21 protein-coding genes and 1 pseudogene are annotated in these 24,550 nt (G+C 67.4%); 15 read left to right on the top strand and 7 right to left on the bottom strand.

All coding sequences use genetic code 11. The annotated features are described in order from the left end of the window. Window positions 1-4: 4 nt before the first annotated feature. Window positions 5-409 carry a nuclear transport factor 2 family protein gene (locus BLR02_RS18905; RefSeq protein WP_218127545.1) on the top strand — a complete coding sequence of 135 codons (405 nt, stop codon included), beginning with the start codon at window positions 5-7 and terminating at the stop codon, window positions 407-409. Window positions 410-417: 8 nt separating this feature from the next. On the opposite strand, the gene dctP is transcribed toward BLR02_RS18905, so the two are convergent. Beyond that, window positions 418-1,443, bottom strand: coding sequence for a TRAP transporter substrate-binding protein DctP (gene dctP, locus BLR02_RS18900; RefSeq protein WP_176849674.1), 1,026 nt, complete (start codon window positions 1,441-1,443; stop codon window positions 418-420). A 220-nt stretch (window positions 1,444-1,663) separates the two neighbouring features. Between dctP and BLR02_RS18895 the strand changes: the two genes are divergently transcribed. After that, the gene (locus tag BLR02_RS18895; RefSeq protein ID WP_090568986.1) at window positions 1,664-2,905 is read left to right on the top strand and encodes an NAD(P)/FAD-dependent oxidoreductase; all 1,242 of its coding nucleotides are present in this window, start codon (window positions 1,664-1,666) and stop codon (window positions 2,903-2,905) included. A gap of 6 nt (window positions 2,906-2,911) precedes the next feature. On the opposite strand, the gene BLR02_RS18890 is transcribed toward BLR02_RS18895, so the two are convergent. From BLR02_RS18890 to BLR02_RS18875, 4 genes are all read right to left on the bottom strand, one after another. Then, window positions 2,912-3,130: a hypothetical protein gene (locus BLR02_RS18890; RefSeq protein WP_090664258.1), complete on the bottom strand. Its 219-nt coding sequence runs from the start codon at window positions 3,128-3,130 to the stop codon at window positions 2,912-2,914. Window positions 3,131-3,168: 38 nt separating this feature from the next. Next, complete coding sequence (locus BLR02_RS18885) at window positions 3,169-4,290, bottom strand: LLM class flavin-dependent oxidoreductase (RefSeq protein ID WP_090664257.1); 1,122 nt, start codon at window positions 4,288-4,290, stop codon at window positions 3,169-3,171. Between the two features lie 96 nt (window positions 4,291-4,386). Next, window positions 4,387-5,535, bottom strand: coding sequence for an iron-containing alcohol dehydrogenase (locus BLR02_RS18880; RefSeq protein WP_176849673.1), 1,149 nt, complete (start codon window positions 5,533-5,535; stop codon window positions 4,387-4,389). A gap of 4 nt (window positions 5,536-5,539) precedes the next feature. Further along, window positions 5,540-6,430 (bottom strand): SDR family oxidoreductase, encoded by an 891-nt coding sequence (locus tag BLR02_RS18875; protein ID WP_090664313.1) that lies wholly within the window; start codon window positions 6,428-6,430, stop codon window positions 5,540-5,542. 236 nt (window positions 6,431-6,666) lie between these two features. Between BLR02_RS18875 and BLR02_RS18870 the strand changes: the two genes are divergently transcribed. From BLR02_RS18870 to modA, 4 genes are read left to right on the top strand one after another with little or no spacing between them, the layout of a single operon-like run. Then, on the top strand, window positions 6,667-7,434 hold the full coding sequence (locus tag BLR02_RS18870) for an SDR family oxidoreductase (RefSeq protein WP_090664255.1): 768 nt from the start codon (window positions 6,667-6,669) through the stop codon (window positions 7,432-7,434). A 32-nt stretch (window positions 7,435-7,466) separates the two neighbouring features. Continuing rightward, complete coding sequence (locus tag BLR02_RS18865; protein ID WP_218127547.1) at window positions 7,467-7,793, top strand: winged helix-turn-helix domain-containing protein; 327 nt, start codon at window positions 7,467-7,469, stop codon at window positions 7,791-7,793. Between the two features lie 53 nt (window positions 7,794-7,846). Continuing rightward, entirely contained in the window at window positions 7,847-8,254 is a 408-nt protein-coding gene (locus BLR02_RS18860; protein WP_090569009.1) for a hypothetical protein, read from the top strand. A 15-nt stretch (window positions 8,255-8,269) separates the two neighbouring features. Continuing rightward, window positions 8,270-9,052, top strand: a complete 783-nt coding sequence (modA, locus tag BLR02_RS18855) for a molybdate ABC transporter substrate-binding protein (RefSeq protein WP_090664254.1) — start codon at window positions 8,270-8,272, stop codon at window positions 9,050-9,052. A gap of 55 nt (window positions 9,053-9,107) precedes the next feature. On the opposite strand, the gene BLR02_RS18850 is transcribed toward modA, so the two are convergent. Beyond that, window positions 9,108-10,157, bottom strand: a complete 1,050-nt coding sequence (locus tag BLR02_RS18850) for a glycosyltransferase family 2 protein (RefSeq protein ID WP_176849672.1) — start codon at window positions 10,155-10,157, stop codon at window positions 9,108-9,110. 1,195 nt (window positions 10,158-11,352) lie between these two features. Here BLR02_RS18850 and BLR02_RS18845 point away from each other — a divergent pair. The 9 genes and pseudogenes from BLR02_RS18845 (at window position 11,353) to BLR02_RS28755 (ending at window position 22,643) form a co-directional block, all read left to right on the top strand. Then, on the top strand, window positions 11,353-12,393 hold the full coding sequence (locus BLR02_RS18845) for an NAD-dependent epimerase/dehydratase family protein (protein WP_090569016.1): 1,041 nt from the start codon (window positions 11,353-11,355) through the stop codon (window positions 12,391-12,393). A gap of 143 nt (window positions 12,394-12,536) precedes the next feature. Continuing rightward, window positions 12,537-13,307 (top strand): glucose-1-phosphate cytidylyltransferase, encoded by a 771-nt coding sequence (rfbF, locus tag BLR02_RS18840; protein ID WP_090569017.1) that lies wholly within the window; start codon window positions 12,537-12,539, stop codon window positions 13,305-13,307. A gap of 42 nt (window positions 13,308-13,349) precedes the next feature. Next, the gene (locus tag BLR02_RS18835) at window positions 13,350-14,693 is read left to right on the top strand and encodes an NAD(P)H-dependent oxidoreductase (RefSeq protein ID WP_090664252.1); all 1,344 of its coding nucleotides are present in this window, start codon (window positions 13,350-13,352) and stop codon (window positions 14,691-14,693) included. After that, window positions 14,690-15,238, top strand: a complete 549-nt coding sequence (rfbC, locus tag BLR02_RS18830) for a dTDP-4-dehydrorhamnose 3,5-epimerase (RefSeq protein ID WP_090664251.1) — start codon at window positions 14,690-14,692, stop codon at window positions 15,236-15,238. The genes BLR02_RS18835 and rfbC overlap by 4 nt, the downstream gene beginning before the upstream one ends. A gap of 518 nt (window positions 15,239-15,756) precedes the next feature. Next, window positions 15,757-16,105 (top strand): annotated as a pseudogene (locus BLR02_RS30515) (transposase); the annotation flags it as partial. A gap of 347 nt (window positions 16,106-16,452) precedes the next feature. Next, complete coding sequence (locus BLR02_RS18820) at window positions 16,453-17,457, top strand: tripartite tricarboxylate transporter substrate binding protein BugE (RefSeq protein ID WP_090569021.1); 1,005 nt, start codon at window positions 16,453-16,455, stop codon at window positions 17,455-17,457. Window positions 17,458-18,436: 979 nt separating this feature from the next. Next, window positions 18,437-19,594 (top strand): alanine dehydrogenase, encoded by a 1,158-nt coding sequence (gene ald, locus BLR02_RS18815; RefSeq protein ID WP_456303799.1) that lies wholly within the window; start codon window positions 18,437-18,439, stop codon window positions 19,592-19,594. 80 nt (window positions 19,595-19,674) lie between these two features. Beyond that, entirely contained in the window at window positions 19,675-21,984 is a 2,310-nt protein-coding gene (locus tag BLR02_RS18810; protein ID WP_090664249.1) for a molybdopterin guanine dinucleotide-containing S/N-oxide reductase, read from the top strand. Between the two features lie 221 nt (window positions 21,985-22,205). Continuing rightward, window positions 22,206-22,643, top strand: a complete 438-nt coding sequence (locus tag BLR02_RS28755; protein ID WP_143018192.1) for a hypothetical protein — start codon at window positions 22,206-22,208, stop codon at window positions 22,641-22,643. A gap of 546 nt (window positions 22,644-23,189) precedes the next feature. Here the strand turns inward: BLR02_RS28755 and BLR02_RS18805 are convergent. Then, on the bottom strand, window positions 23,190-24,362 hold the full coding sequence (locus BLR02_RS18805) for an aminotransferase (protein ID WP_090560204.1): 1,173 nt from the start codon (window positions 24,360-24,362) through the stop codon (window positions 23,190-23,192). Window positions 24,363-24,550 lie beyond the last annotated feature (188 nt).

The raw sequence follows: 24,550 nt of genomic DNA, 5'->3' as shown, positions 1-24,550 counted from the left end.
TCCCATGCCGGACGCAGGTGGAAAACCCATGGCGGCGAGCGCCGTCGCCGAAATCGAGGCGGTGATCCAGACCTATTTCGACGGGCTCTACGAAGGCGACGTGACGAAGCTCGCTGCCGCCTTTCACCCGGTCTCGCATCTCTATTGGGCGAAGGATGGCGGCGTCGAGGACTTGCCGCGCGAGGCCTGGCTCGAGATGGTGCGCAACCGGCCCTCCGCCGCCAGCCGCGGCCTGGCACGGGACGACCGGATCCTGATGATGGACATCAGCGGGCCGGAGACCGCCCTCGTGAAGGTCGCCTGCCAGCTGCCGCCGCGCTACTTCACGGACTACCTGGTGCTGAACCGCACGGGCGAGGGCTGGCGCATCGTCAGCAAGGTCTACCGCTTCGAGACACGGGAAGGCTGAGGCCACCCTCAGGGCTCAGCCCGCATCCCGACTGACGGCGCCGCGATCCGGTTCCAGGTCGCGGCGCAATCGGCCCCGCAGCGCGCGACCCAGCGCGGCAGCAGAACCTCGCGCAGCAGGCGCCGACGTTCCGGCTCGTCCCACTGCTCATCCACGACGACCATGCGGCCGCGGATGCCGCCGACGCAGCGCGGCAGCCCGGCATTGCAGGCGAAGCCGTCCTCAATGGCCGCCTCGGCGCCATCCATCACCTGCGCTTCGAGCTCGGCGATGCCCGCCTGCAGCGCGCGGCGCGTCGCCTCCGGCAGGCCGCGCCAGGTAGCCCCGTTCACCGCGACCGCCGAGACGAACCAGCTGAGCGGCAGGCGCGAGACATGGCTGGTGACCTGGGCCAGCCCGATGCGGTTGCCCGGCATCGGCCCGGTGACGGCACAGTCGAGCTTCCCGTCCCGCAATGCCGCGGGCGTCAGGTTGAGCGGCATGACCGTGGCGGTGCCGCCCAGCGCCTCGAGCAGCTCGCCCTGCGCCACCGAGCCGACCCGGATGCGCCGCCCCGCCATGTCGTCGAGCCGGCTGAAAGGCTCGCGGCAGAAGAGCACCTGCGTGGTCGGCACCAGCAGGGCAAGCATCTGGATGTCGTATCGCTCCTCCAGCACTGTCGCCAGGTGCCGCCGCCATTCCAGGAGGTTGCGGCGCAGGCTGGGGAGGTCGGGGTTCAGTCCGGGCAGGTCGACGATGCTCAGCTCCGGGTCGTCGCCGGCGGCGAGGGCCAGCGGCACCGTCGCCACCTGCAGCACGCCGAGCCGAAGGAAGGACAGCAGTTCCGCCTCGCGGATGCCGGCGCGGTCCAGCGGGGTGATGCTCGGCTGCAGCCGGCCCTCGGTGAGCCGCGGCACCCGCTGCGTCCAGAAGGGTTCCTCGAACTCGGCATAGAGGCCGGCATGAGTATAGAAGCCAAGAACCTTGACCGTGACCGAGGGCGCCTCGGCCCGGGCCAAGGCAAGGGGCAGCAGCAGCGCCAGGACCATGACCATCCGCTGGCCAAGGCCATGCCGGCGGCCCAGCCTGGCCCTCTTCCCTTGAACCATGCCTCCCATACCCCAAGCACTGGCGGACGAGCCGCCCAAGGCGCCGCCCCGGTGAAATCGTATCGGGTTGTTCGCTCCATGGCTGTAGCGGATCGGGGCGACGGTTGAAACAGGTCTTGCAGCCTGGGCGCTTGCGCGGTGGCAGCACGTGGCGGAGGCTCCGGCCATGAGAATCGTCGTGATCGGGGCCGGGATCGTCGGCCTTTGCACCGCCTGGCACCTGGCGCGCGGCGGCGCCGCGGTGACGGTGCTGGACGGCGCTGCGCCGGGCAGCGGGGCCTCCTCCGGGAATGCCGGGGCGATCAGCGCCGGCTCCGTCGCACCGCTCGCCATGCCGGGCATCCTGCGGCAGGTGCCGGGGATGCTGCTCGACCCGGAGGGCGCGCTGCACATCCCGGCCCGCTACGCGCTACGCGCCGCGCCCTGGCTGGCCCGCTTCGTCGCCAGCGCCCGGCCGGCCCGCGTCACAGCCATCGCCGAGGCACTCTCCGGCCTGCTTTTCGGGGCGATGGAGCAGCATCGCCGCATCCTCGCCGAGGAGGGGGCGCTCGACCTGATCCAGGAGACGGGCCAGCTCTACCTCTACCGGGACGCGGCGCATTACGCGAAGGACGCCGCCGGCTGGGCGCTGCGCGAGCAGCATGGCATGCGGGTCGAGCGGCTGGAGGGCGCCGGGGCGATCCGTGCGCTGGAGCCCGACATGCAGGGCGACTACCAGCTCGGGCTCTTCATCCCGGAGCAGGGCAGCAGCATCAACCCACAGCGCCAGGCGGAGGTGGTGGCGCGCGGCGTCGAGCGCCTCGGCGGCACCATCCGGCAGGAGGCCGTGCAGGCCATCACCACGGCGGAGGGGCACGTCACCGGTGTTGCGACCGCCGCCGGGCCACTCGCCGCCGATGCGGTGGTGCTGGCGGCCGGCGCCTGGTCGGCCCGGCTGCTGGCGCCGCTCGGCATCCGCATCCCGCTCGAGAGCCAGCGCGGCTACCATGTCATGCTGCAGGATGCCGGCATCACCCTGCGGCGCCCGGTCATCCCGGCCGACCGCAAGGCTTTCATCTCGCCGATGGAGCACGGGCTGCGCATCGCCGGCACGGTGGAATTCGGCGGCCTCGACCACCCGCCGACGCCGCGCCGGGCGGAGCTGCTGCTGCGCGACCTCCGCACGGCCTTCCCCCAGGCGCGGGTCGAGCGGGCCGAAGGGTTCTGGATGGGGCATCGGCCCTGCCTGCCGGACAGCCTGCCGGTGATCGGCCCGGTGCGGCGCTGGCCGGGCCTCTGGTGCGCCTTCGGCCATGGGCATCTCGGCCTGACCGGCTCGGCGCCGACCGGCGCGGTGCTGGCCCAGGCGATGCTGGGGCCCGCGCCCAATCTCGACCTCGCGCCCTTCGCGCTGGAGCGCTTCGGCTAGGCGGCCTCAGTAGCGAAGGCGGTCAGCCGGCGTGGTCATGTAGCCCTGGCGGCGGACATAGACGCTGCCCTCGCTGGTGACGGCGCCGGTCGCCATGTTGCGCTCGGTATTGCCGATCACCGTATCGGGCTGGCCGGAATACTCGCCGCCCGCCTGCAAGCCGCCAGGGCCGCAGGCGGCGAGCATGAGGGTGAGGAGCAGGGCGGTAGCGAGATGCGCGTTCATGCGCAGCAGATGGCCCGCCGCCCTCACTACCGCAAGCGCTACTGCGCCGCCGCCAGCGCCGGAGCCGGGGCCGGGGCCGGCGGCGTCAGGTGCGCGACCTTGGGCAGCACCTCCTCCTGCAGCAGGCGCAGCGAGTTGCGCCAGGCGGCCGGGTTCTCCTGGTAGTCGAAGCCGAAGACAAGGAGCTGGCCGAAGCCGCCGACCTCCTCGTAGATCTGCTCCAGCCGCTCGGCGACCGTCTTCGGCGAGCCGACCAGCCAGTTGCGCCGCGCGCAGTACTCCACCGTCACGTCGCTGTCCGGCACCTCGGGGCTGTGCTTCAGATAGTCCTTGAAGCCGAACTGGCTGAGCAGCGGCAGGAAGTACTCGCCCATCATCCGCCCCATCATCGAGCCAACCGAGAGCCGCCAAGCCTCCTCGTCGGTATCCGCGACGAAGACCTCGCGCACCAGGCGCCAGTCCCGCCGGCTCGGCGTGCGGCCGGACTTGCGGGCGCCGGCCTCGACGCTGTCCCAGTGGCTGGTGACGTAGCCGGGGTTGAGGTTGAGGCTCATGGGCAGGAAGCCATGCTCGCCCGCCATCTTCAGCGTATCGGAATTCTTCGACAGGCCGGCCACGCCGATCGGCGGATGCGGCGCCTGCAACGGCTTGATGTGCGGCTTGAGGAAGCCGAACATCGTGTCGGGCTTGTCGACCTTCCAGTACTTGCCGTCGTAGTGGAAGGGCTCCTCCGCGCTCCAGAGCTTCAGGATGATGTCGAGCGCCTCGCGCGTCATCTCGCGGTTGGTGCCGGACATGCCATCGACATTGAACATCGCCCAGTCGCTCGGCAGGCCGCTCGCCGCGATGCCGAAATTCAGCCGCCCCTCCGAGAGGTGGTCGAGCATGGCGACGCGGTTCGCCAGTTCCGCCGGGTGGTGATAGGGCAGCAGGAAGCCGCCCGGCCCCATGCGCAGCCGCGTCGTCTCCCGCAGCGCCTGGGCGATCAGCAAATCCGGCGAAGGATGCGGCTCCCACGGCGCGGTGTGGTGCTCGCCGACCCAGGCTTCGGAGAAGCCGAGCTCGTCGAGCCAGCGCAGCACCTGGAGATCGAAGTCATGCCCTTCCTTCAACCCGCGCTCCGGCGGGTGAGACGGCATCATGAAATAGCCGAATTCCATGGCGTCCTCCTCTCCGGCTTGGCGCCGGTTGTGGAGGATGCTGGCGCCACCCATGGGTATGGCGCAAGCCGGAAACACACAACGAAACGTGAGCGGCTACACCATGAGGCGGAGAATGGCCTCCACATCGGCGGCGCCATTCACCTCGCGCGGGTTGGTGGCGATGGGTGGGCCGCCATCCCACTTCGCCGCCAGCGCGGGGATGTCCTCGAGCCCGATTCCCACCTCGGCCAGCGTCGTCGGCAGGCCGAGACCGCGGATGAAGCGGCGCAGCGCCTCCGCCGCCGTGCCGCCGCCGAGGATATCGGCGACGACCTTCTGCTGCTCGGCATTCACCGGGGCATTCCACTGCATCACCGCCGGCAGGCCGAGGCAGGAGGTGATGCCGTGCGGCACGCCGCGGGCGCCGCCCAGGATATAGCCGATGCCATGGCTCGCCCCGACCGGCACGCCGGCCCAGCCGCCCATGACGGAGAGCCACATCGCCTGCTGCGCCGCCCCGCGCGCCGCGAGGTCGCCGCCATCGCGCCGGATGGCCGGCAGCGCGACGGCCAGCATCTCGAGCGCCTGACGCGAGACCGCATCGGAGAAGGGGGCCCGCCGCAAGGCGCAGAGCCGCTCCGCCGCATGATCGGTGGCGCGGATGCCGGAGGAGAGCAGCAGCTCGGCCGGCGTCTCGAGCGTCGCCGCCGGGTCCAGCACCACGGCGATCGGCACCTGCATCGCATGCTGGGCGCGGTATTTCCGCCCGGCGGCGATGTCGGTGAAGCCGGCATTCGGCGCGAATTCCGCCGCCGAGAGGGTGGTCGGCACGGCGACGATGCGGGGCAGCAGCGTCGGCTCCTCCCAATGCGCCGCATCCGTGCCGCGCGAGACGGCGCTGCCGACCAGCGCCGCGGCATCGGCCAGCCCGCGCCAGACCGCATGGCAGGCGGTCTTCGAGCCGTCGATGACGCTGCCGCCGCCGAGCGCCACCACGCGGTCCGCCTTGCTCTCCCGCAGCAGGGCGGCCAGTGCCAGCACGTCCTCCACCGGCGAGTGCGCCCGCATCGTCGAGAACTCGCCAACCAGCCTGGTGCCGATCGCGGCGCGCGTCGCCTCGGCGATGCGGCTGCGGGTGAGCGACCGTGTCGTCGCCAGCACCACCCGCTTGCAATCCGCCAGCTCCGGCGGCAGCGCCTCGGCTACCGGCAGGCCGTGGCGGACGCGCTGCTGCGCCGGCCAGGCGTGAAGATTCATGCTCATGCGCCTATGCTCCCCGTTGCGCCCGGTCAGCGGCGTTGCGCGCGGCGATCCGCTCCCGCGCCGCGGCCCATTCGGCATCGCCATAGGCGAAGAGGTCGCGGAACCCGCCGCCATTCATCATCCAGCTGCCGCCATCGAGGGCGATACATTCGCCGTTGATCCAGGAGGGAGCCAGCAGGAAAGCGGCGAGGTTGCCGATATCCTCGGCGGTGCCGACGCGACCGAGCGGGTTGTTGGCGGCGGCCTTCGCCGTCGGGTCGTTGTCGCCGGGCCGGAGGCGGGCATACATGCCCTCGGTCGGGATCGTCCCCGGGGCGATGACGTTGAGGCGGATGCCGTGGCGCCCCCATTCCACCGCCAGCGAGCGCGTCATCGCGTCGATGGCCGCCTTCGACATGGCGGAGGGCACGACGAAGGGTGCCCCGGTGCGGCCCCAGGTGGTGGTGATCGAGACCACGCCATGATCGGCCGCTCCCTTGGCGCCACCCGCGGCGATCCAGCGCTTGCCGACTGCCTGGGTCACCGCCAGCGTGCCGTGGAAGACGATGTCGCTGACGGCGCGCACGCCGCGCGGGGAGACATCCTCGGTGCGGCTGACGAAATTGCCGGCGGCGTTGTTGATGAGATGCGTATAGGCGAGCCCTTCCGCCCAGGCCGCCTCCACTGCCGCATCCACCGCCTCGGGATCCTTAATATCGACCATGCGGGTGGAGACGCGGCCGGGATGCGCCGCCTCCAGCGCATGGCGTGCCTCGGCAAGCACGGGCCCGCGCCGCCCCCAGAGCTCCACCGCCGCGCCGAGGCCGAGCAGCCGCTCCGCCATCATCCGGCCAAGGCCGGTGGCCCCGCCGGTGACGAGCACGCGCTGGCCGGCGAAGAGATCGGGCTTGAACATCCTGGGCTTGCCTCCGCTTGGTTGCGGGGAGACTGCCCGAGCAGGGAGCAGGCGACCAGCCCGCCGCCGGATGACCGGAACGCTCGTGCAACTCCTGGCGCGGCCGGGCGCCGCGGCGCAGGAGATGCGCCCCGGGATCCTGCATGTCCTGCGCGCTGCTGATCGGCACGGCGATCGGGCCGGCCCGGCTGATGTCCTGAGATGACACGGGCGCGGCGAGGAGTCAGGCTGCGGGCATGAGCACTTCAGCCCCCTCCGTCCGCCCCGTCCTGCTGGTCACCGGCGGCGGGCGCGGCATCGGCGCCGCCGTCGCGCGGCTCGCCGCCGCCCGTGGCCACGATGTCCTGCTGACCTATCGCAGTGACGCCGCCCGCGCTGAGGCCACCGCCGAGGCGGCCCGCGCCGCGGGCGCCACCGCCCATGCCATCCAGGCCGATGTCGCCGACCCCGAGGGGCGCGCGCAATGCTTCGCCGCGCTCGATGCGCGTTTCGGCCGGCTGGATGCGCTAGTGAACAATGCCGGCATTACCGGCCCGACCGGGCGGCTCGACGAGACGCCCGATGCGGTCTGGGAGGAGGTGCTCCGCACCAACGTCCTCGGCCTTGCCGCCTGCAGCCGCGAGGCCATCCGCCGCCTCTCCACCCGCCATGGGGGGAGGGGAGGGGCCATCGTCAACGTCTCCTCCCGCGCCTCGACCATCGGTGGCGGCGGCGAATGGGTGCACTACGCGGCCAGCAAGGGTGCCGTGGACACGCTGACCCTCGGCCTGGCGCGCGAGGTCGCGGCCGAGGGCATCCGGGTGAATGCCGTCAATCCCGGGCTGATCGACACCGAATTGCATGCCGCCGCCGGCCTGCCGGACCGTGTCGCGCGCATGTCGGCAGGCGTGCCGATGCAGCGCGGCGGCAGCGCGGAGGAGGTGGCGGAAGCGGTGCTCTGGCTGCTCTCGCCCGCCGCCAGCTATGTCAACGGCGCGCTGCTGCCGGTCGGCGGCGGCCGCTGACCACGCCACCCTTGGACCCTGCCCGATCGCCATTGCGCGTCAGCATCCGGCTCGACCTGCCCTCGGGCGGCCGGGTCGGCCCCGGCAAGATCGCGCTGCTGGAGGCGATCGCTGAGGCCGGCTCCATCGCCGGTGCGGCGCGCGCCCTGGGCATGTCCTATCCACGCGCCTGGGGCCTGGTGGAGGCGCTGGACGCGGCACTCGGCACCGCGGCGGTGACCCGTGCGCCGGGCGGCCAGCGCGGCGGCGGGGCGACGCTGACCGCGGCCGGCCACGCCCTCATCGCCCGCTACCGCACTGTGGAGGCCGCGGCCCAGCGCGAGGCGCAGCGGGAGGAGGGCGCGCCGGGCGAGGGGTGATTGTCGTTATAATCGAATGGCTATAGCGTCCCCGCAGCAGCCAGGAGACGCGCATGCCCGACCCGACCGGCAAGGCCCTGGGCGAATCCCGCGAGATCCGCGGCGCCTCCCTCCGCGATTGCGGGATCGAGGCGGACGGCGCCCGCATCCGCCTTGGCCTGCTCGATGCCGCCGGCCTGCCCGCCGATGTCACCCTGCCGGCCGAATGCCTGGCCCAGCTGGTGATGACGCTGCCTGCCCTCGCCGCCGAGGCGCTGCGCCGCCGTTACCGGGACCCCAGCCTGCGCCTGGTCTATCCGCTCGGTGACTGGCGGCTGGAAGCGACGCCGGACGGCGCCCGCCGCATCCTCACCCTCTCCACCGAGGATGGCTTCGCCGTCTCCTTTGTGCTGCCGCCGGAGCGGCTGGCGGCCATGGCGGATGCCGCCACGCAGCGGCCAGCGCCGCTTCGGCCGCACTGACCGCCGGGGACGCCCATGCGCCGCCGCCCGCTCCTCGCCCTTCCGCTCCTCGCCATGCCTGCCTCGTCGCGCGCGCAGGAGGCGCCATCCATCACCGTCTTCGCCGCCGCCTCGCTGCAGGATGCGTTGCGGGCGCTGGAGCCGGCCTGGCGCGCCGCGGCGCCGGGCCATGCCCTGCTCCGCCTCTCCTTCGCCGCCTCCTCGGCACTGGCGCGGCAGATCGAGCAGGGTGCCCCGGCCGATCTCTTCATGAGCGCCGACGAACCCTGGATGGACTATCTGGTCGAGCGCCGGCTCATCGAGACCAGCACGCGGGTCAGCCCGCTCGGCAATGCGCTAGTGCTGGTGGCACCGGCCAGCGCGGCGCAGGCGCATGTGCGGCTTGGCCGTGACACGGATCTCGCCGCATGGCTCGGCCCGCAGGGGCGGCTCGCCACCGGCGACCCGGCGCATGTGCCGGTCGGCCGCTACGCCCAGGCGGCGCTCGGCTGGATGGGCCAATGGGCTGCCATCGCGCCGCGGATGGCGCGGGCCGACAATGTCCGCTCCGCCCTGCTGCTGGTGGAGCGGGGCGAGGCTCCGCTCGGCATCGTCTATGCGACGGATGCGGCCTTGAGCCGCGGGGTGAAGGTCATCGGCACCTTCCCGGGCGAGAGCCACCCGGTCATTACCTATCCCTTCGCCCTCACCAGCCGCGGGGCCGGGCACCCGCAGGCGCGGGCACTGCTGGCCTTCCTCGCCGGGGCCGAGGCGGCGCCGAGCTGGCAGCGCTTCGGCTTCATCCTGCGGGCCCCTTGAGGCCCGCAACCTGGTCTGCGGCGGTGCGCTGCCGGGGCTACCGCGGGATGTGGGATCAGACCGCCGGCCGGAGGTCGTTCGGAAAGGCCTGTTCCTGTTCCGGCGCCAGCTTGGCGGGGGCAGTGGCTTCGGCCGAGGCCAGCGCCAGATCGGCCTCCGGCTCCGCCATTTGCCTCACGCTGGCCATGGTGAAAGGCGCATCCGCCGCCTCGATCGACGGGTTGAAGGATAGGCCTGCCAGAACTCCGCGCAGCACGATGCGGGCCCTGGCGAATTCCTGCGCCTGGCACAGCTGCACCGCCAGCTTCACCTGCCGGCGGATCAGCCGGGCAACCGCGCGGGGTCCTTCGAAGCGACGCTTCAGGAACACATCGTTTCGGATCCTGTAGAAGTGATAGGCAACCCGCGCCGGGTTCCGCTCGGTGCGGATGTCGAGCACCCCGGCCAGCTGACGGACATGCACCGCGCGGCTGTCGCCGACGATAAAGCCGGGGCGGTCTTGCGCGACGCGCAGCGTGAATTCCGTGTCCTCGCCCCAGATGAACATGTCGGCGATCGGCAAGCCGTACTGCTCCAGCGTGCTGCGCGGCAGCAGGTTGGAGGCCAGCGCCGCGCGGATGACCGGCACCAGCTTGTGGTCGAGCAGGTCGGGCCAGTTCTCGTACTGCAGCGGGTTCGTGTGCCGGTCGATCTCCGGTACATTGGTCAGGTGCCCGACCGGAGAGCGCAGGATCGAGGTGAGGAAGGACGGAGCGATGTTCCGGCTCGCCAGCACGCTCGCCGCCGCCAGGAGCTTTTCCAGTGCATCCGGCTCCGGCATGACGTCGTCATCCATGACCCAGATGTAATCGGCCCCTGTCCGATAGGCAAGGCGCATGCCGAGGTTGAAGCCGCCGGCCGCGCCGATGTTCTGCTCGAGCACATGCGCATCGACCTTGGACCGCCAGCACTCCGCCAGCATCTCGGCCGTGCCATCGGTGCTTGCATTGTCCACGACGATGACACGATCGCAGACATGGCTCTGCGCGGCGATGCTCCGCAGGCACTCGTCCAGCAGCTCCCGCCGGTTATAGGTGAGCACTACCGCACAGACCCTGGGCATCATGTCAGCCTCCGCCGGCGATTTCCGTTTGCCATCAATCCGACACAAAGCCAGCATTCGTGTCGTCGGCGACAATGATCTGACATCAGAGAAAGGACCAGCCGGCTTATCCGGTTGTGGTGCCAACAAATGCGTTACATGAAGTAATGCAGGTCAAATTCGCGATTCCCTGCATGTAGCTGTCACGCAACGCGGAGGGCCGGGCAGGAGGTGACGCTCCTGTCATGTTTGTCCGCTTTACTCTGGCCCTTGACATCACACAGCGTCCGGCCCGCGAGGTTCCATCGCTCATGCCGAACCGTTCTCAATGAATGACGAAATGTCGTGCTCATTGTTTGTTTCCCGGACACCACTGCCACTTCCGAACCTCCGAGCCCAGTGGACCAGAGTGCCGGATCGACTCCCTTATGTTTCGTCTATCGCAGAAACCGGCATCGAAGTGATCTCGCAACGCCGTGCGCTCACCGTTCATTGAGAAAATTGAAATAGTTTCAAACCCTCAAAAAAATCCCATGAAGTGTATTTACCAAAAGAGCATTTTCGGGAAAATTTTTCAACCTTTTGGTTTATGCTTGCCGACAAGTAGGAGCGCAATCCGCAGTTCTTCTGTGACGGACCTTGTCGGGAAAAGCACGGCGAATCTCTGGGCTGATGGGAATGCCGGCGCCGAGTTGCCACAGGGCAACGGGTCCGTAAGCTCAAGTGGAGGGCAGACAGGATGGGCCGCTGGTCGGGCGTCAGGAATGTCCTCCTCCCGAGCCGATGCCTGCTAAACGGCGTATCGGGGACGGAAACGCCGACCGGCTGGCGACGCGGGGGGGGGGGGGGGGGCGGTGCGCCTGCCCACAGCAACGTCAGCGCCGTGGTTATTGTGTTGGCGCCCATGCTCCAAGTATTGCCCTCATCAGCGAGTCGCCGCGCGTGCTCAATTGTGAGTGTCCGCGATCGCGAATAACGGCCTAAAACGATAACGGGTTTGTTTGTTGGCGATAGCGATTTAATAAGTATCGTTATTAAGGCAATGGTTGAGAGTGGGCGCTGACGCTATAGATGGTTCACATGGTCCGGTGTGCAGGAATGCGCCTGTCCACGGGTATAATAACATGTGGAGTTCAGCGAAGTAGTGCCCAGGATCGACATCGGCCGTGGAAATTGACGTCCCGATATAGCCGGTAGGCGGGCAAGCTGAGGTGGGCTCATGAAATTCTTGATCACGGGCAATATGGGTTACGTGGGGCCCGCCGTGGTGCGGCACCTCCGGCGCCGTTTTCCTGATGCTTACCTGCATGGCTACGACAATGCCTATTTCGCGCATTGCCTGACCAATGCCGCGCAACTGCCGGAACGCCTGCTCGATCGGCAAAGCTATGGCGATGTCCGCAGCATCGACACCTCGCTGCTGAGCGGATGCGACGCGGTCATCCACCTCGCGGCCATCTCGAACGACCCGATGGGGAACAAGTTCGAGGCTGTCACCCGGCAGATCAACCAGGACGCCTCCGCGGCACTGGCGCAGGCGGCCGCCAAGGCGGGGGTGCGCAACTTCGTCTTCGCCTCGAGCTGCAGCGTCTACGGCGTCGCAGCCGGTGGCGCGCGGACGGAGGAGGATCCGGTCAACCCGGTCACGGCCTATGCCGTCTCGAAGATCGGCACCGAGCTGGCGCTGCGGCATGTCGAGGGCGACATGACCATCACCTGCCTCCGCTTCGCCACGGCCTGCGGCATGTCAGACCGGCTTCGGCTCGACCTGGTGCTGAATGACTTCGCCGCCTGCGCGCTCGCCCGTGGTGAGATCAGCGTCCTGAGCGACGGGACGCCATGGCGGCCACTGATCGACGTGAAGGACATGGCGCTGGCGATCGAATGGGCCGCGACCCGTTCGTCGGACCAGGGCGGGCGCCTGCTCGTCGTCAATGCCGGCTCGAATGACCGCAACTACCAGGTCAAGGATCTGGCCGCGGCTGTCGCCGCGGCGGTGCCGGGTACGAGCGTCAGCATCAACACGGCCGCCCCGGCCGACAGCCGGTCCTACAAGGTCGATTTCGGCCGCTACGCTGAGTTGGCACCGGAGCATCAGCCGAGGGTCACCCTGGCCCAATCGATCGAGGAATTGGTCGCCGGGCTCAAGGAGATGGGCTTCGCCGATGCCAGCTTCCGCAACTCCCCTCTGATGCGGCTGCAGGTCCTGCAGAACCACATCCAGCAGGGCCGCCTCTCGGATGACCTGGCCTGGCGCTAGGGCAAGCTCCGATCGGGTGGACCCACCCGATCGGAGGTGATGACTCGATCAAACAACACGCTGGGGCGGCTTCCGTGAACCATGCGAACGGAACGCGCTCCGGCCCGGGCTTGCTGTCGCAGTCTCGTTGAAGGAACAGGCGGATGAAGGTGGCATTGCTGGCGGGTGGCCTTGGCACGCGCCTGAGCGAAGAAACGGCCATCAGGCCCAAGCCGATGGTGGAGATCGGCGGCAAGCCGATCATGTGGCACATCATGAAGCTCTATGCCCATTACGGCATGAGGGATTTCGTGATCCTTGGCGGCTACAAGGTCGATTATATCAAGGACTATTTCCTGCGCTATCGTGCGAGCCAGTGCGATTTCAGCATCGACCTGAGCTCCGGCCGGGTCGATTGGTTCGAGGCCATGGGCGACGACTGGCGGGTGACCGTGCTCAACACCGGCGATGCGACGATGACGGGCGGCCGCATCCTGCGCGCCCGCCGCTTCCTGGAGGATGAGCGCTTCTGCCTGACCTATGGTGATGGCCTGAGCGACGTCAACATGAAGCGGCTCATCGCCAAGCATGCCAGCACCGATGCCTGGTGCACGCTGACCGCCGTCGTCCAGCCGGGCCGCTACGGTGCGTTGCGGCTGAGCGAGGACCTCACCGAAGTGAAGGGCTTCCGCGAGAAGGGCGTCGCCGATGGCGGCCTGATCAATGGCGGCTTCTTCGTCTGCGAGCCGCAGATGCTCGACCTGATCGACGACGACGATACTGTCTTCGAGGCGGAGCCGATGCAGCGGATGGTCGAGCGCGGCAAGCTCGGCAGCTATGTCCATGACGGCTACTGGCAGAGCATGGACTCGCTGCGCGACAAGCAGATCCTCGAAGCCCAGTGGGCTTCCGGCGCACCGTGGAAGATTTGGTAACACTGCAGCGTCCAGCCGGCCTGGCGACCGAAAGGAAGACACTTGATCATCGTTGACACTGCACTGGCCCGCCGTGAGGCCGAAGGCCGGCCCATCCAGGTCGGGATCGTGGGGGCCGGATTCCAGGGCGCCGCCATCATCCGCCAGATCGTGACCTCGACGCCCGGCATGCGGGTCGCCGCGGTCGCCAACCGGCATATCGGCAAGGCGATCGAAGCCTTCACCGTGCTGGGGATCGAGCCTGCCATCTGCGACGGCCGGGCCGCGATCGATGCCGCCATCGCCCGCGGCCAGCCGGCGGTGACGGAGGACGCGGTGGGCCTCGCCGGTGCCGATGGCATCGATGTCGTCGTCGAGGTCACCGGCTCCGTCGACTATGCGGCGGAGGTCGTGCTGGCGGCCATCACGGCCGGCAAGCATGTGGTCCAGATGAATGCCGAGCTGGACGGAACCGTCGGCCCCATCCTGAAGCAGCGCGCCGATGCGGCGGGCGTGATCTACAGCTTCTCCGATGGCGACCAGCCAGGCGTGCAGATGAATCTCTACCGGTTCGTGCGCAGCATCGGCGTGACGCCGGTGCTATGCGGGAATATCAAGGGCCTGCACGACCCCTACCGGAACCCGACCACCCAGAAACCCTTCGCGGAGCGTTGGGGGCAGAAGCCGGCGATGGTGGCCTCCTTCGCAGATGGCACGAAGATCTCCTACGAGCAGGCGATCGTGGCGAACGGCACCGGTTTCAAGGTGGCGCGCCGCGGCATGATCGGCCCCGATTTCTCGGGCGGCGATCCCTATGCCCCGCTGGTTCCGCTCGAGGAGACCGTGGCGGCCTTCGCCGATCATCTGTCGGCCGGAGGTCCCGGGATCGTCGATTATGTCGTCGGCGCCCGCCCGGGCCCTGGCGTCTTCATCCTCGGCACCCATGACGACCCGCGCCAGCGGCATTTCCTGAACCTCTACAAGCTCGGCTCGGGCCCTTATTTCTGCTTCCACACGCCCTATCACCTCTGCCACTTCGAGGTGCCGATCTCCATCGCCCGGGCAGCCCTGTTCGGCGATGCCGTTCTCGCGCCGCGGGGCGGACCCGAGGTCGGCGTCATCGCGGTGGCGAAGATCGATCTCTCGCCGGGTGACGTCATCACCGAATTCGGCGGTTACCACGCTTATGGCGTGGCCGAGAACAGCGAGGTCATTGCCCATGACCGGTTGCTGCCGCTTGGCATCGCGCTCGGCTGCCGGGTTGTCCGGCCGGTGGCGAAGGACAGTGTCCTCACCTTCGCGGATGTCGAGATCCCGGCAGGCCGTGTGGTCGACAGGCTCTACGCGGAACAGGAAGCGCGCTTCCCGCTCCCGGTGGCGAAGCAGGAATTCGGGATTGCCTCATGATCTTCCATAAAACCACCCTTCAGGACGCCTGGCTGATCGAGATCGAGCCCAGGGGCGATGAGCGCGGCATCTTCGCACGCACGATGTGCCGCGAGGAATTCGCGGCCCATGGCATGGCGCAGGACTTCGTCCAGCAGAACATGTCGACATCGGCCAAGGCGGGAACCTTGCGCGGGATGCATTTCCAGCGCGCGCCGCATACGGAAGCGAAGCTGGTCCGCTGCATCCGCGGCGCAGTCCTCGACGTGATCGTCGACCTGCGCGCGGGTTCGCCGAGCTATCTTCGGCATGAGGCATTCGAGCTCACTGCGGACAACCGCAGGCAGCTCTATGTCCCGCCCGGCTTCGCCCATTCCTTCCAGACACTGGTTGATGATTCCGAGGTATCCTACCTCGTCTCGGCGGCCTATGCGCCACAATCCGAGGGAGGGCTCCGCTACGACGACCCACTGCTCGGCATTTCCTGGCCGCTGCCGATCACGGCGATATCCGACAAGGATGCGACGTGGCCCTATCTCGTCCGGAACGGTCCGCCGATTTTCTGAGCGGCGTCGCCTGGCAGGCGGGCCGCCGGTGTCCATCTCGCTGGCGTTCCGGCGGGTGGACGCGGCGGCCGAGGGCCGCGCCTGCGGATCACCTGGGCCATGACCCCACCGGGCCGGGCTTTCCTCGCCCGGCCTGAAACAGGTCAGGGTCACCTGTCGTTCCCGTCAGAGCGACCGCTCGGTTGAACACGCGGCAGCGAAGCCATCGAAGTCGGATGATGCGGCGGGGAGTAGCAACCCGCTCACCACAACCGCAGGAAGTCACGCTGGGCAGACCGAAACATGGAGCTTTGAAGAACCAGCAGAGCGACCGTGAGCGCCACGCGCCAAAAAGCAATTTCGAGATGGTACATGGCGGCTCCACGCATGCGATGACAAATGAGAGATTTCGTATGTGGGTGTGGTAGCTTTCTGGAAGCCCACAGGTTCCCAGAAAGAGCGTTTTTATCTGATGTCGGCCTGAGCTCCTGTCACGGCACATCTTGCGTCCAAGACATAGGGGGACGGCGGATATCTAGGATGTGGTCGGGGCGGAGCGGATCATCGAGGCGGTCCGCAAGCGCGGGCCCTGGCTGAAATATCTTTTTACCGATGGCGCCTATAACCGGGGCAGGCTGATGAGCCGGGCCCACCTACCGCGACTTCGTCATCGAGATCGTCCGCAAACTGCCCGACCAGAAGGGTTTCCATGTGCTGCCCAGGCGTTGGGTGGTCGAGCGGACCTTCGGCTGGATGATGCATTGGCGTAGGCTGGTGCGCGACTGGGAGCGTCGATGCGACGTCAACGAAGCCATGATCCGCGTCAGCATGGGTGCGCTCCTGCTCCGCCGCGTCGCCCATCCCCGGCCATTTTCAAACGAGCTCTAAAATGATGACGATGATCAGAAAGAGACAGTTTCAAGGTGCTGGCGGGCGCCATATCCAGGCTCAATCCACCTTCGTCGACGAGCCGTTCCAAATTGCTGCCTGATTTGCTGCTATGTAGACCACTTGTGGATTACCACGAATTTGTAACGAAAATCGGTCGTGAGATTGGCCTCAAATCGCATTGTCTGACACGACAGACCATGTGCGGCGAGCATGGTTGCGCACTCGCATCCGTGCCCCATCGCCATGTTCCCCGGCAAACGGGAGGCGGCTAAGAGCATTCCGCACCCGGTTTCCGAGAAGGCCGCCAAGTTCACAAACAACAGACGATTGATGAAGGGAACAACATGCAGAGCGACGATACAAACGGTGGTCTGGACCGCAGGACACTCCTCTTGGTTGGTTTGGTCGCCACACCGCTCCTTACCACCTCCCGCGCCCACGCGCAGGCCTACCCGGACAGGGTGGTGAAGCTGTTGGTGCCATTCGCGCCTGGCGGCACCACTGACATCATCGCCCGGGTGGTGACCAGCCAAATCGCGCCGCACTTCAACGGCCAGTCAATGGTGGTGGAGAACAAGGGCGGCGGCGGTGGCGTGACCGGCGCCATCGAGACCGCCCGCGCCAGACCGGATGGTTATTCGCTCGGTGTCGCCACGGTGTCGACTGTGGCTACCGTGCCGGCGATCCAGCCCTCGACGCCCTATGACCCGCTCACCGCCTTCACGCCGATCACCAACATCGCGGCGACGCCGAACGTGGTCGCGGTGCACCCCTCGTTTCCAGCCAAGACCTTCCAGGCATGGGCGGAGGAGGTGAAGAAAAACCCGGGCAAGTACGCTTATGCTACATCCGGCACCGGCAGCATCCTTCACCTGCAGATGGAACTCTACAAGAGCCTGTCCGGGGCGGACCTCACCCATGTTCCCTACCGTGGTTCCGGCCCAGCCCTGAACGACGTAGTGGCGGGACAGGTGCCGGTAATCATCGACAACCTGCCCTCGGCCTTGCCCTTCATCCAGACGGGCCGTCTCGTGCCTATTGTGGTCGCATCACCCGAGCGCGTCGCCGCGTTGCCGGACGTGCCTACCTTCAAGGAGGTCGGGCTGGAGCAGGTCAACCGCGTTGCCTTCTACGGCATCGTAGGTCCGAAGGGGCTGCCGCGCCCGATCGTGGAGCGGGTGCGCGACGCTGTGATAAGAACGCTCGCCGAACCCACCGTACGCGAGCGTATCGAGGCAACGGGCTCCTTCATCGTGGCTAATACGCCGGAGGAGTTCGCACAGGAGATCAAGACCGAGTACGAGGTGTACAAAAAGGTCGTGCAGGAGCGGAAGCTGCAACCCGATTAGAAGCATGAAGATTGTCATTTAATTCCGAAATAACAGATTAGGCGGAGAAGAACATTTTTGTTTGTGGGGCCTATAATATTATTCTAATTTTTTTAGGTTAGTTATGGAGCTGTCGAGCGCGGTGCGGAAATCACGGTGATGTCTTGACTCAGTCACGCCGATGAACCGCACCGGTTCGATCACTGACATGTGCGAGAGCCGGCCTACATGCTCGACCTGCACCGCCGCAGCCAGTGCCAGCGGCGGTGCTTCATCTTGGGCCGGAGTACCCAGAAGCGCGGGTCTGGCTGTGGTCGCACTGGGGCACGACCGAGGCGTTGCGGCATGTGGTCGAGCTGCCGGTTCCGAAGCGCGGGCGGCCGCCCTGGCGCGATCCGGGTCTGTTCTGGCTGGGCTTCTGGTTAGCCGACTGGACGCATGGGCGGCCATCTGGCTGACCGGGAGCGGGCGTCCCGGCTCGCGGACTGGCTAGAGCGACGATTGCAGCTCGGGCGGCAGGTGTCTGCGCGAGGCGAGGCGGAGCCAGCTACTGCCGACGTCGCAGGCGCGCTGCCACCCGCGAACACGGCGGAGCTGCTGCGAGCCTGCCTGCGGGTGCTGGTGCTGCTGCACCAGCCGCGGCCGCCGCTACTGGGCGGGTGCCGGACGCGCTGAAGCGCATGCGACAGATGCTGCCGAGCATGGGGCAGGGACTGAGCTCGCCAGCGTTCTGACAACCCAATCCGAAGACAGGGCGAGGTCAAAACTGCAGCGGAGGGCAGCGCTGGCCAGCACGCCGATGGCAGGGCTGGAGCTGGGGCGGGAGGAGGTGGTGGTCCTGACCCAGGCCAACGCGTTCGGCCAAATCTGGCTGCGACCAAGTGGCCCGCATTGCAAAATCGGTGGAACGAGCCGACGCCGAGCAGAACCCCAGGCCAGGCTTGTGTCGGTAACGCTAACCGCACAACCATTGCGGCGATAATCTCGCAGGAGGCTCACAATGCAGAACCGTGACAGCACGGCTGAACCGAAGCGCACCATGCAGGTCGGTGTTCCGAAAGAAGTGAAAGTCCATGAATACCGTGTCGGCCTGGTTCCGGCCTCAGTGCGGGAGCTGGTGCAGCGCGGCCATCAGGTATTGGTCGAAACCGGCGCCGGCACGGGCATCGGTTTTCCCGACGCGGCCTATGCCAACGCCGGCGCCAGTATCGTCCCGGATGCCGAAACAATTTTCGCCAAGGCCGACCTTGTGGTCAAGGTGAAGGAACCACAATCGACCGAGTGGCCGCAACTGCGCCGCGGCCAGACGCTGTTCACCTATCTGCATCTCGCACCCGACCGCGAGCAGACTGAGGGCCTGCTGGCCAGCGGCTGCACCGCCATCGCCTATGAGACGGTGACTGATCCGATGGGGGGCCTACCGCTGCTGGCGCCGATGAGCGAGGTAGCCGGCCGCATGGCCATACAGGTCGGTGCCCGCTGCCTGGAAAAGGAAGCGGGCGGCGCCGGCATTCTGCTCTCAGGCGTGCCCGGTGTGCCGCCCGGCCGCGTGGTGGTGCTCGGCGGCGGCGTGGTCGGCTCGAACGCCGCGCGGATCGCCGCCGGGATGCGCGCCCAAGTTACGGTGCTTGACCGCAATCCGCGGGTGCTTGATGCCTTGGACCGCGAATTCGCCGGCCGCATCGCCACCGTCTACGCAACGGCTGAGGCCGTGGAACAGGCGGTGGTCGAGGCCGACCTGGTCATCGGCGCAGTGCTGATCCCCGGCGCCGCGGCGCCCCGGTTGGTAAGCCGCGCCATGGTCGCCGCGATGCGCCCCGGCAGCGTGCTGGTCGATGTGGCGATCGACCAGGGCGGCTGCTTCGAGACCTCCCGTCCCACCACCCATGCCGAGCCGACCTATATGGTGGACGGCGTGGTGCATTACTGCGTCACCAACATGCCAGGCGCGGTGGCCAGGACCAGTGCTGTCGCGCTGAACAACGCGACCCTGCCCTTCATCCTGCAACTGGCTGATCAAGGCTTCCCTCGCGCTTTGACAGAGAATGCGTATCTGGCGCAGGGGCTGAATATCCATGCGGGGCATGTGGTGCATCCCGCTGTGGCTCAGGCGCGCGGGCTGAAGGCGCTGCCGCTGCGCGAGGCCTTGGGCGGCTGACAATGCCATCCGATGCATCAGCCCGAGGCGGCAGGTGCTAAGCAATCCTCTCCCATCCTTCACGGCTAGGGGGCCATCGCATGAGCAACGAGACCGGATCAAAGATCGAATTTCGCCCGCACAGCTCGCACTGGGGCGTCTTCTCCGCGGCGATCCGAGATGGCGAACTCCTGGTCCGCCCGCATCCGGCGGACCCGGACCCGAACGACCTCCTTCAAAACTTCCCCGCTGCCCTTCGCCACCCCGCACGCGTCGCGCAGCCCATGGTACGCCGCGGCTGGCTTGAGCGAGGCCCCGGGCCGGACAGCCGGCGCGGCCGGGACGAGTTCGTCCCCATGGCCTGGGACGCCGTGCTGGACCTGCTGGGCCAGGAGCTGCGCCGCATCCGCGAGCGGTACGGCCCGGGCGGGGTCTTTGGCGGCTCCTACGGCTGGTCCAGCGCCGGCCGCTTTCATCACGCCCAGAGCCAGATCCATCGTTTCCTGAACACCGCCTTCGGCGGCTATGTCGCCTCGGTCAACAGCTATAGCTCCGGGGCTGCTTCGGTGATCGTTCCCTACATCTTGGGTAACTACGAGGAGCTGACCAAGCACAACGTCACCTGGGAGCAGGTAGCAGCGCATAGCGACGTGGTGCTGGCCTTTGGCGGCATGGCCCTCAAGAATGCCATGGTTGCGGGCGGCGGCATCAGCGAGCATGTCGAGCGCGGCGCAATGCAGGCGGCGCGTGATCGCGGCTGCGACTTCATCCTCGTCGGCCCGTTGCGCAGCGATCTGCCGGAGGAGGCTGGCGCCGAGTGGATCGCCAACATCCCTGGCACCGACACGGCCCTGATGCTCGCGCTCGTGCACACATTGGTTGTCGCAGGGCTGCACGACAGAGAATTCCTCGACCGCTACACGGTCGGCTGGCCGAACTTCGAGCGCTATCTCCTCGGCAAGGCTGACGGCCAGCCGAAGGACGCCGATTGGGCGGCGCCGATCACCGGTGTTTCGGCGGAGACAATCCGCAACCTGGCGCGCCGGCTGCACGGCCGACGCGTGCTGGTGACCGTGGCGCACGCCCTGCAGCGGGCGGAGCACGGTGAACAGCCGGTCTGGATGGGCGCGGTCTTGGCGGCGACCCTCGGCCAGATCGGCCTGCCCGGCGGTGGCTACGGCTATGCGCTGGGCGCCATCGGCTATTACGGCCGCCGCGCCAATGCCGTGCCCGGCCCGACCCTGCCGCAGGGGCGCAACCGGCACGGCAACTTCATCCCGGTGGCCCGCATCGCCGATATGCTGCTGAACCCCGGCGCCGAGTACCGCTACAATGGACAGACCCGCACCTACCCAGAGATCCGCCTGGTCTATTGGGCAGGCGGCAACCCCTTCCATCACCATCAGGATCTCAACCGGCTGCGCCAGGCCTTTGCACGCGTCGACACGCTGGTCGTGCACGAGTTGGCCTGGACCGCCACGGCGCGCCACGCTGACATCGTCCTGCCCGCGACCATGACCCTTGAGCGAGAAGATATCGGCTACAGCTCGCATGATCCGCTGATGGTGGCGATGCACCGCATCGCGGAACCCTATGGCGAGGCACGGGACGATTACGACATCTTCGCCGCACTCGCCCGGCGCCTGGGCTCGGAGGAGGCCTTCACCGAGGGCCGCAGCAGCCGCGAGTGGCTGCGCCACCTCTATGCGCGGACGGAGCAGGCGCTGCGCGAGCAGGGTTGTCCCGCGCCGGATTTCGAGGCGTTCTGGGCCGCGGGCAGCCTGCGCTTGCCGCAGGCTCCGGACGATGGTGGCCCTTGGCGCGCCTTCCGGGAGGACCCGGACGCCAACCCGCTGCCGACGCCGAGCGGGCGGATCGAGATCTTTTCCGAAACCGTTGCCGGCTTCGGTGACGCAAGCTGTCCTGGCCATCCCGCCTGGCTGCCGCCCGAGGAGGTACCGGGCCCTGGGGCGCCGCTGCACCTCGTCGCCAACCAGCCCGCGACGCGGCTGCACAGCCAGCTCGATTTCGGTGACCACAGCAGCGCAGCCAAGCGGCGAGGCAGGGAAGTCGCTGCCATGCACCCGGTGGACGCAGCGGCGCGCGGCATCGCGGATGGCGACGTCATCCGGTTGTTCAATGTCCGCGGTGCCTGCCTTGCCACGGTGCGGCTCACTGCCGGTATCCGCCCTGGTGTCGTGCAGCTGCCGACCGGCGCCTGGTACGACCCGGAGGATCCCCAGGATGACCGGCCGCTCTGTGTACACGGCAACCCCAATGTGCTGACCCGGGATGCCGGAACCTCGGCGCTCGCCCAAGGCTGCACTGGCCAACTCACCGTGGTGGAGGCTGAACGTTTCGCCGGCAACCTGCCGCCGATCCGCGCCTTCGAGCCGCCGCTGACGAGCTGACTACGGCGGTGCCGCACCAGGCAACTCGACCTCGTAAGGCTTGTTGCCAAAACCCCGATATGGGGAAGGCTGCAATCCAACGCTCATGGTTGGCGCACGGCAACATGATGATGCAAGGACAGCCTGACCGCTTTGTGTGGCCAACAAATAGCCCAAGCTGTAGCTAACCTCATGCTGTGCGGATATCGGCTAGCAACGGGTCGAGGTTAAGGTAGAGGGTAATGGAACACCGAGGCTGGCTGCTGCCCTTGCTGAGTGTCGGTCCGGCCTTGGTTCTCCCTGCGTGCCAGCAGAGCTCGCCCCCTGTCGATACGCGGCCTTTCCGCCTCGTCAGTATCGAGGCGCTGTGCCGCAGCGACTTCCGCCCGGAAGGTCGCCAGTTCAGTGAGGCGGAAATCGCTTTTGAAAAAACGGTCGAACTCCAGATGCGCGGCGCGGTGTGCCCCACCACCCCAGCCTTAACGGCAGCTTCAGCACCAACCACCGCCGAGATTGCGAACCCAGCCCCTCCCTCCGCGCCAACTCCCGTTCCTGCTATTGATGCCTCACCATCCCCGGTCGCGGCGGAGCCCAATCCGCAAACTTATGAGGCTTTGCTGGAGGAGACACGCCAGCGGCGAGAGCGACGACAGCGTGAGCAGGGGACGGGTGAGGACTGAAAGGTTTTGTCAAATCTCGCTTCAGTAGGGTCGTTTGGCTGGCCGGGCCTTGGGCTGTTAGGCTTCGGCGCCACTGGAGCGGGAGTGGCAATGGGGTGTGTGGCCTGCGGCTCAGGCCTTCCAGGAGGTCAAATCTGCCACAGGCATCACGTCCGGATGCGTCACCACGAACGGGCACGGTTCCTACCCGCGGGCGATCCGCTTGGCACCTTGTTTACCGAACCAATGTCCTCCGAATCATTGGACTGAAGCAAGACCACCGGGGCGCGAAAAGGCCGCAGGCGATGTATGCGCAGCTTCAAAAGCTTCGCATCAGCGAAGTGCTTCTGGCGAAGCTGTGACGAACTCCGTAACTTCCTCCGCTCTCATACCCGGCACGACCAGCACGTCCCTGTTCGCTGCCATTGCCTTGCGCAGATCTGGTGTGCCGCGGCATAGGTCAAGCCTTGCCGGTAGCTCTCATCGCCAGATTTGGCGCGGGCGCTGACAGGTCCCAACCGCTTGCGAGGCGATGACGACCTTCACTCCCGAACTTGGCGCCGGCTCTCAAACACCAGCCGCGCGCAGCCGCTCCTCCATGGTCACGATCCCGGCCGCGTCTACATTGGCAAAGGCGATACGGACATGCGCCTCTCTTCCCATGAAGGCAGGACCTGGCAAGCACAACAGCCCGTGCTCGCTGGCTAGACGCTCTGCCACCTTCCAGGCGGAGGTCTCTCCGAAAGGGTGCCGGACATAGGCGAAGTAGGCTCCAAGCGATTGCAACTCCCAGCCTTGCAGGCGCGAGAAGGCCGCGCGCACGGCCTCCGCTCTGGTCTGCATCTCGACCCGGTTCGCCTCCCGCCATTCGTCCAAGGCTCCAAGCCCCCAGGACAATGCGATCTGTCCCGCCCGCGCCGCGCAGATCTGGACACAATCCATCACCTTGCCGAGCTCCGGCAGTAGCGCGGCGGGCGCAGCCAAGGCGCCCAACCGGTGGCCGGGGATCGCGAATGATTTGGAGAAGCTGTAGAGCTGAATGAGGTTCTCCGGCCAACCGCCACCTGAGAGAAGGTCGTGTGGGCGAGACTGGGCCTCGGATAGGAAGTCTCGGTAGGTCTCATCCAGCACGAGCCAGATCCCACGCTCCCGGCACAAGTCATAAAAGCGGGCGATCACCTCGGGCGGGTAGATCGCACCGGTTGGGTTGTTGGGCGTGACAAGGACGATGGCACGTACCCGATCGTCGATCAGCGCTGCCGCCTCCTCGGGATCCGGCACGAAATTCCGCTCGGCCCGGCAGGGCAATGGGCGCGGCTCTGCGCCCAGCATGTCCAGCGTCATGCGGTGGTTGAAGTACCAAGGCGTGGGGAGAAGGACCGCATCGCCGTGTTGGACCAAGGCCATCATCGCCACGAAGTAGGCCTGGTTGCACCCGGCGGTGATCGCAACCTGGGACGCGTCGGGGTGGCCGCTATATACCCGGGCGAGTTCCGCGGCATAAGCCTCGCGCAGGTCCGGCTCACCCAGGATCGGACCGTAAGTGGCGGACCCAGCATCGCCCGCCGCGCGGGCCAGACGTTCAAGCATGCCAGGGGCGGGCGCGTGCGACGGCACGGCTTGGCACATGTTCAGCAGCACCCCTCCTTCCCTCGCATATCGGGTACCCCAGGCCTGGATCTCCGGAATAGGCGGGCTGCCCGTGTCGAGGAGGCGAGGATTAAGGGTCAAAATCGGCATTCCTATCGGGGCAGATTCAGACAACGCGCAACACCGCGAGCGGTCCTGTCGGCGCGGCGCGGCAGGTCGCGTCCCTGGGTGTGGTGTAGGAGGTCTGAGGTGGTCCCCATTCGTCGGACAGCTTGGCGGCCTGAATAAGCTCGGTCCTGGTTTCCTTCAGGCCGCCAATCTCGTCACCGCATGCGCCT

This window comes from Belnapia rosea, from assembly GCF_900101615.1.
Lineage (GTDB): Bacteria > Pseudomonadota > Alphaproteobacteria > Acetobacterales > Acetobacteraceae > Belnapia > Belnapia rosea.
Note: the sequence above shows the minus strand (reverse complement) of the source record. Positions and strands in the feature narration are given on the sequence as shown.

What these genes read in the sequence shown, in the direction of transcription:
- BLR02_RS18905 (WP_218127545.1), top strand. Translation starts at nt 5, where the DNA reads ATGCCGGACGCAGGTGGAAAACCCATGGCGGCGAGCGCCGTCGCCGAA.
- dctP (WP_176849674.1), bottom strand. Translation starts at nt 1,443, where the DNA reads ATGGTCATGGTCCTGGCGCTGCTGCTGCCCCTTGCCTTGGCCCGGGCC.
- BLR02_RS18895 (WP_090568986.1), top strand. Translation starts at nt 1,664, where the DNA reads ATGAGAATCGTCGTGATCGGGGCCGGGATCGTCGGCCTTTGCACCGCC.
- BLR02_RS18890 (WP_090664258.1), bottom strand. Translation starts at nt 3,130, where the DNA reads ATGAACGCGCATCTCGCTACCGCCCTGCTCCTCACCCTCATGCTCGCC.
- BLR02_RS18885 (WP_090664257.1), bottom strand. Translation starts at nt 4,290, where the DNA reads ATGGAATTCGGCTATTTCATGATGCCGTCTCACCCGCCGGAGCGCGGG.
- BLR02_RS18880 (WP_176849673.1), bottom strand. Translation starts at nt 5,535, where the DNA reads ATGAGCATGAATCTTCACGCCTGGCCGGCGCAGCAGCGCGTCCGCCAC.
- BLR02_RS18875 (WP_090664313.1), bottom strand. Translation starts at nt 6,430, where the DNA reads ATGTTCAAGCCCGATCTCTTCGCCGGCCAGCGCGTGCTCGTCACCGGC.
- BLR02_RS18870 (WP_090664255.1), top strand. Translation starts at nt 6,667, where the DNA reads ATGAGCACTTCAGCCCCCTCCGTCCGCCCCGTCCTGCTGGTCACCGGC.
- BLR02_RS18860 (WP_090569009.1), top strand. Translation starts at nt 7,847, where the DNA reads ATGCCCGACCCGACCGGCAAGGCCCTGGGCGAATCCCGCGAGATCCGC.
- modA (WP_090664254.1), top strand. Translation starts at nt 8,270, where the DNA reads ATGCGCCGCCGCCCGCTCCTCGCCCTTCCGCTCCTCGCCATGCCTGCC.
- BLR02_RS18850 (WP_176849672.1), bottom strand. Translation starts at nt 10,157, where the DNA reads ATGATGCCCAGGGTCTGTGCGGTAGTGCTCACCTATAACCGGCGGGAG.
- BLR02_RS18845 (WP_090569016.1), top strand. Translation starts at nt 11,353, where the DNA reads ATGAAATTCTTGATCACGGGCAATATGGGTTACGTGGGGCCCGCCGTG.
- rfbF (WP_090569017.1), top strand. Translation starts at nt 12,537, where the DNA reads ATGAAGGTGGCATTGCTGGCGGGTGGCCTTGGCACGCGCCTGAGCGAA.
- rfbC (WP_090664251.1), top strand. Translation starts at nt 14,690, where the DNA reads ATGATCTTCCATAAAACCACCCTTCAGGACGCCTGGCTGATCGAGATC.
- BLR02_RS18820 (WP_090569021.1), top strand. Translation starts at nt 16,453, where the DNA reads ATGCAGAGCGACGATACAAACGGTGGTCTGGACCGCAGGACACTCCTC.
- ald (WP_456303799.1), top strand. Translation starts at nt 18,437, where the DNA reads ATGCAGAACCGTGACAGCACGGCTGAACCGAAGCGCACCATGCAGGTC.
- BLR02_RS18810 (WP_090664249.1), top strand. Translation starts at nt 19,675, where the DNA reads ATGAGCAACGAGACCGGATCAAAGATCGAATTTCGCCCGCACAGCTCG.
- BLR02_RS28755 (WP_143018192.1), top strand. Translation starts at nt 22,206, where the DNA reads ATGGAACACCGAGGCTGGCTGCTGCCCTTGCTGAGTGTCGGTCCGGCC.
- BLR02_RS18805 (WP_090560204.1), bottom strand. Translation starts at nt 24,362, where the DNA reads ATGCCGATTTTGACCCTTAATCCTCGCCTCCTCGACACGGGCAGCCCG.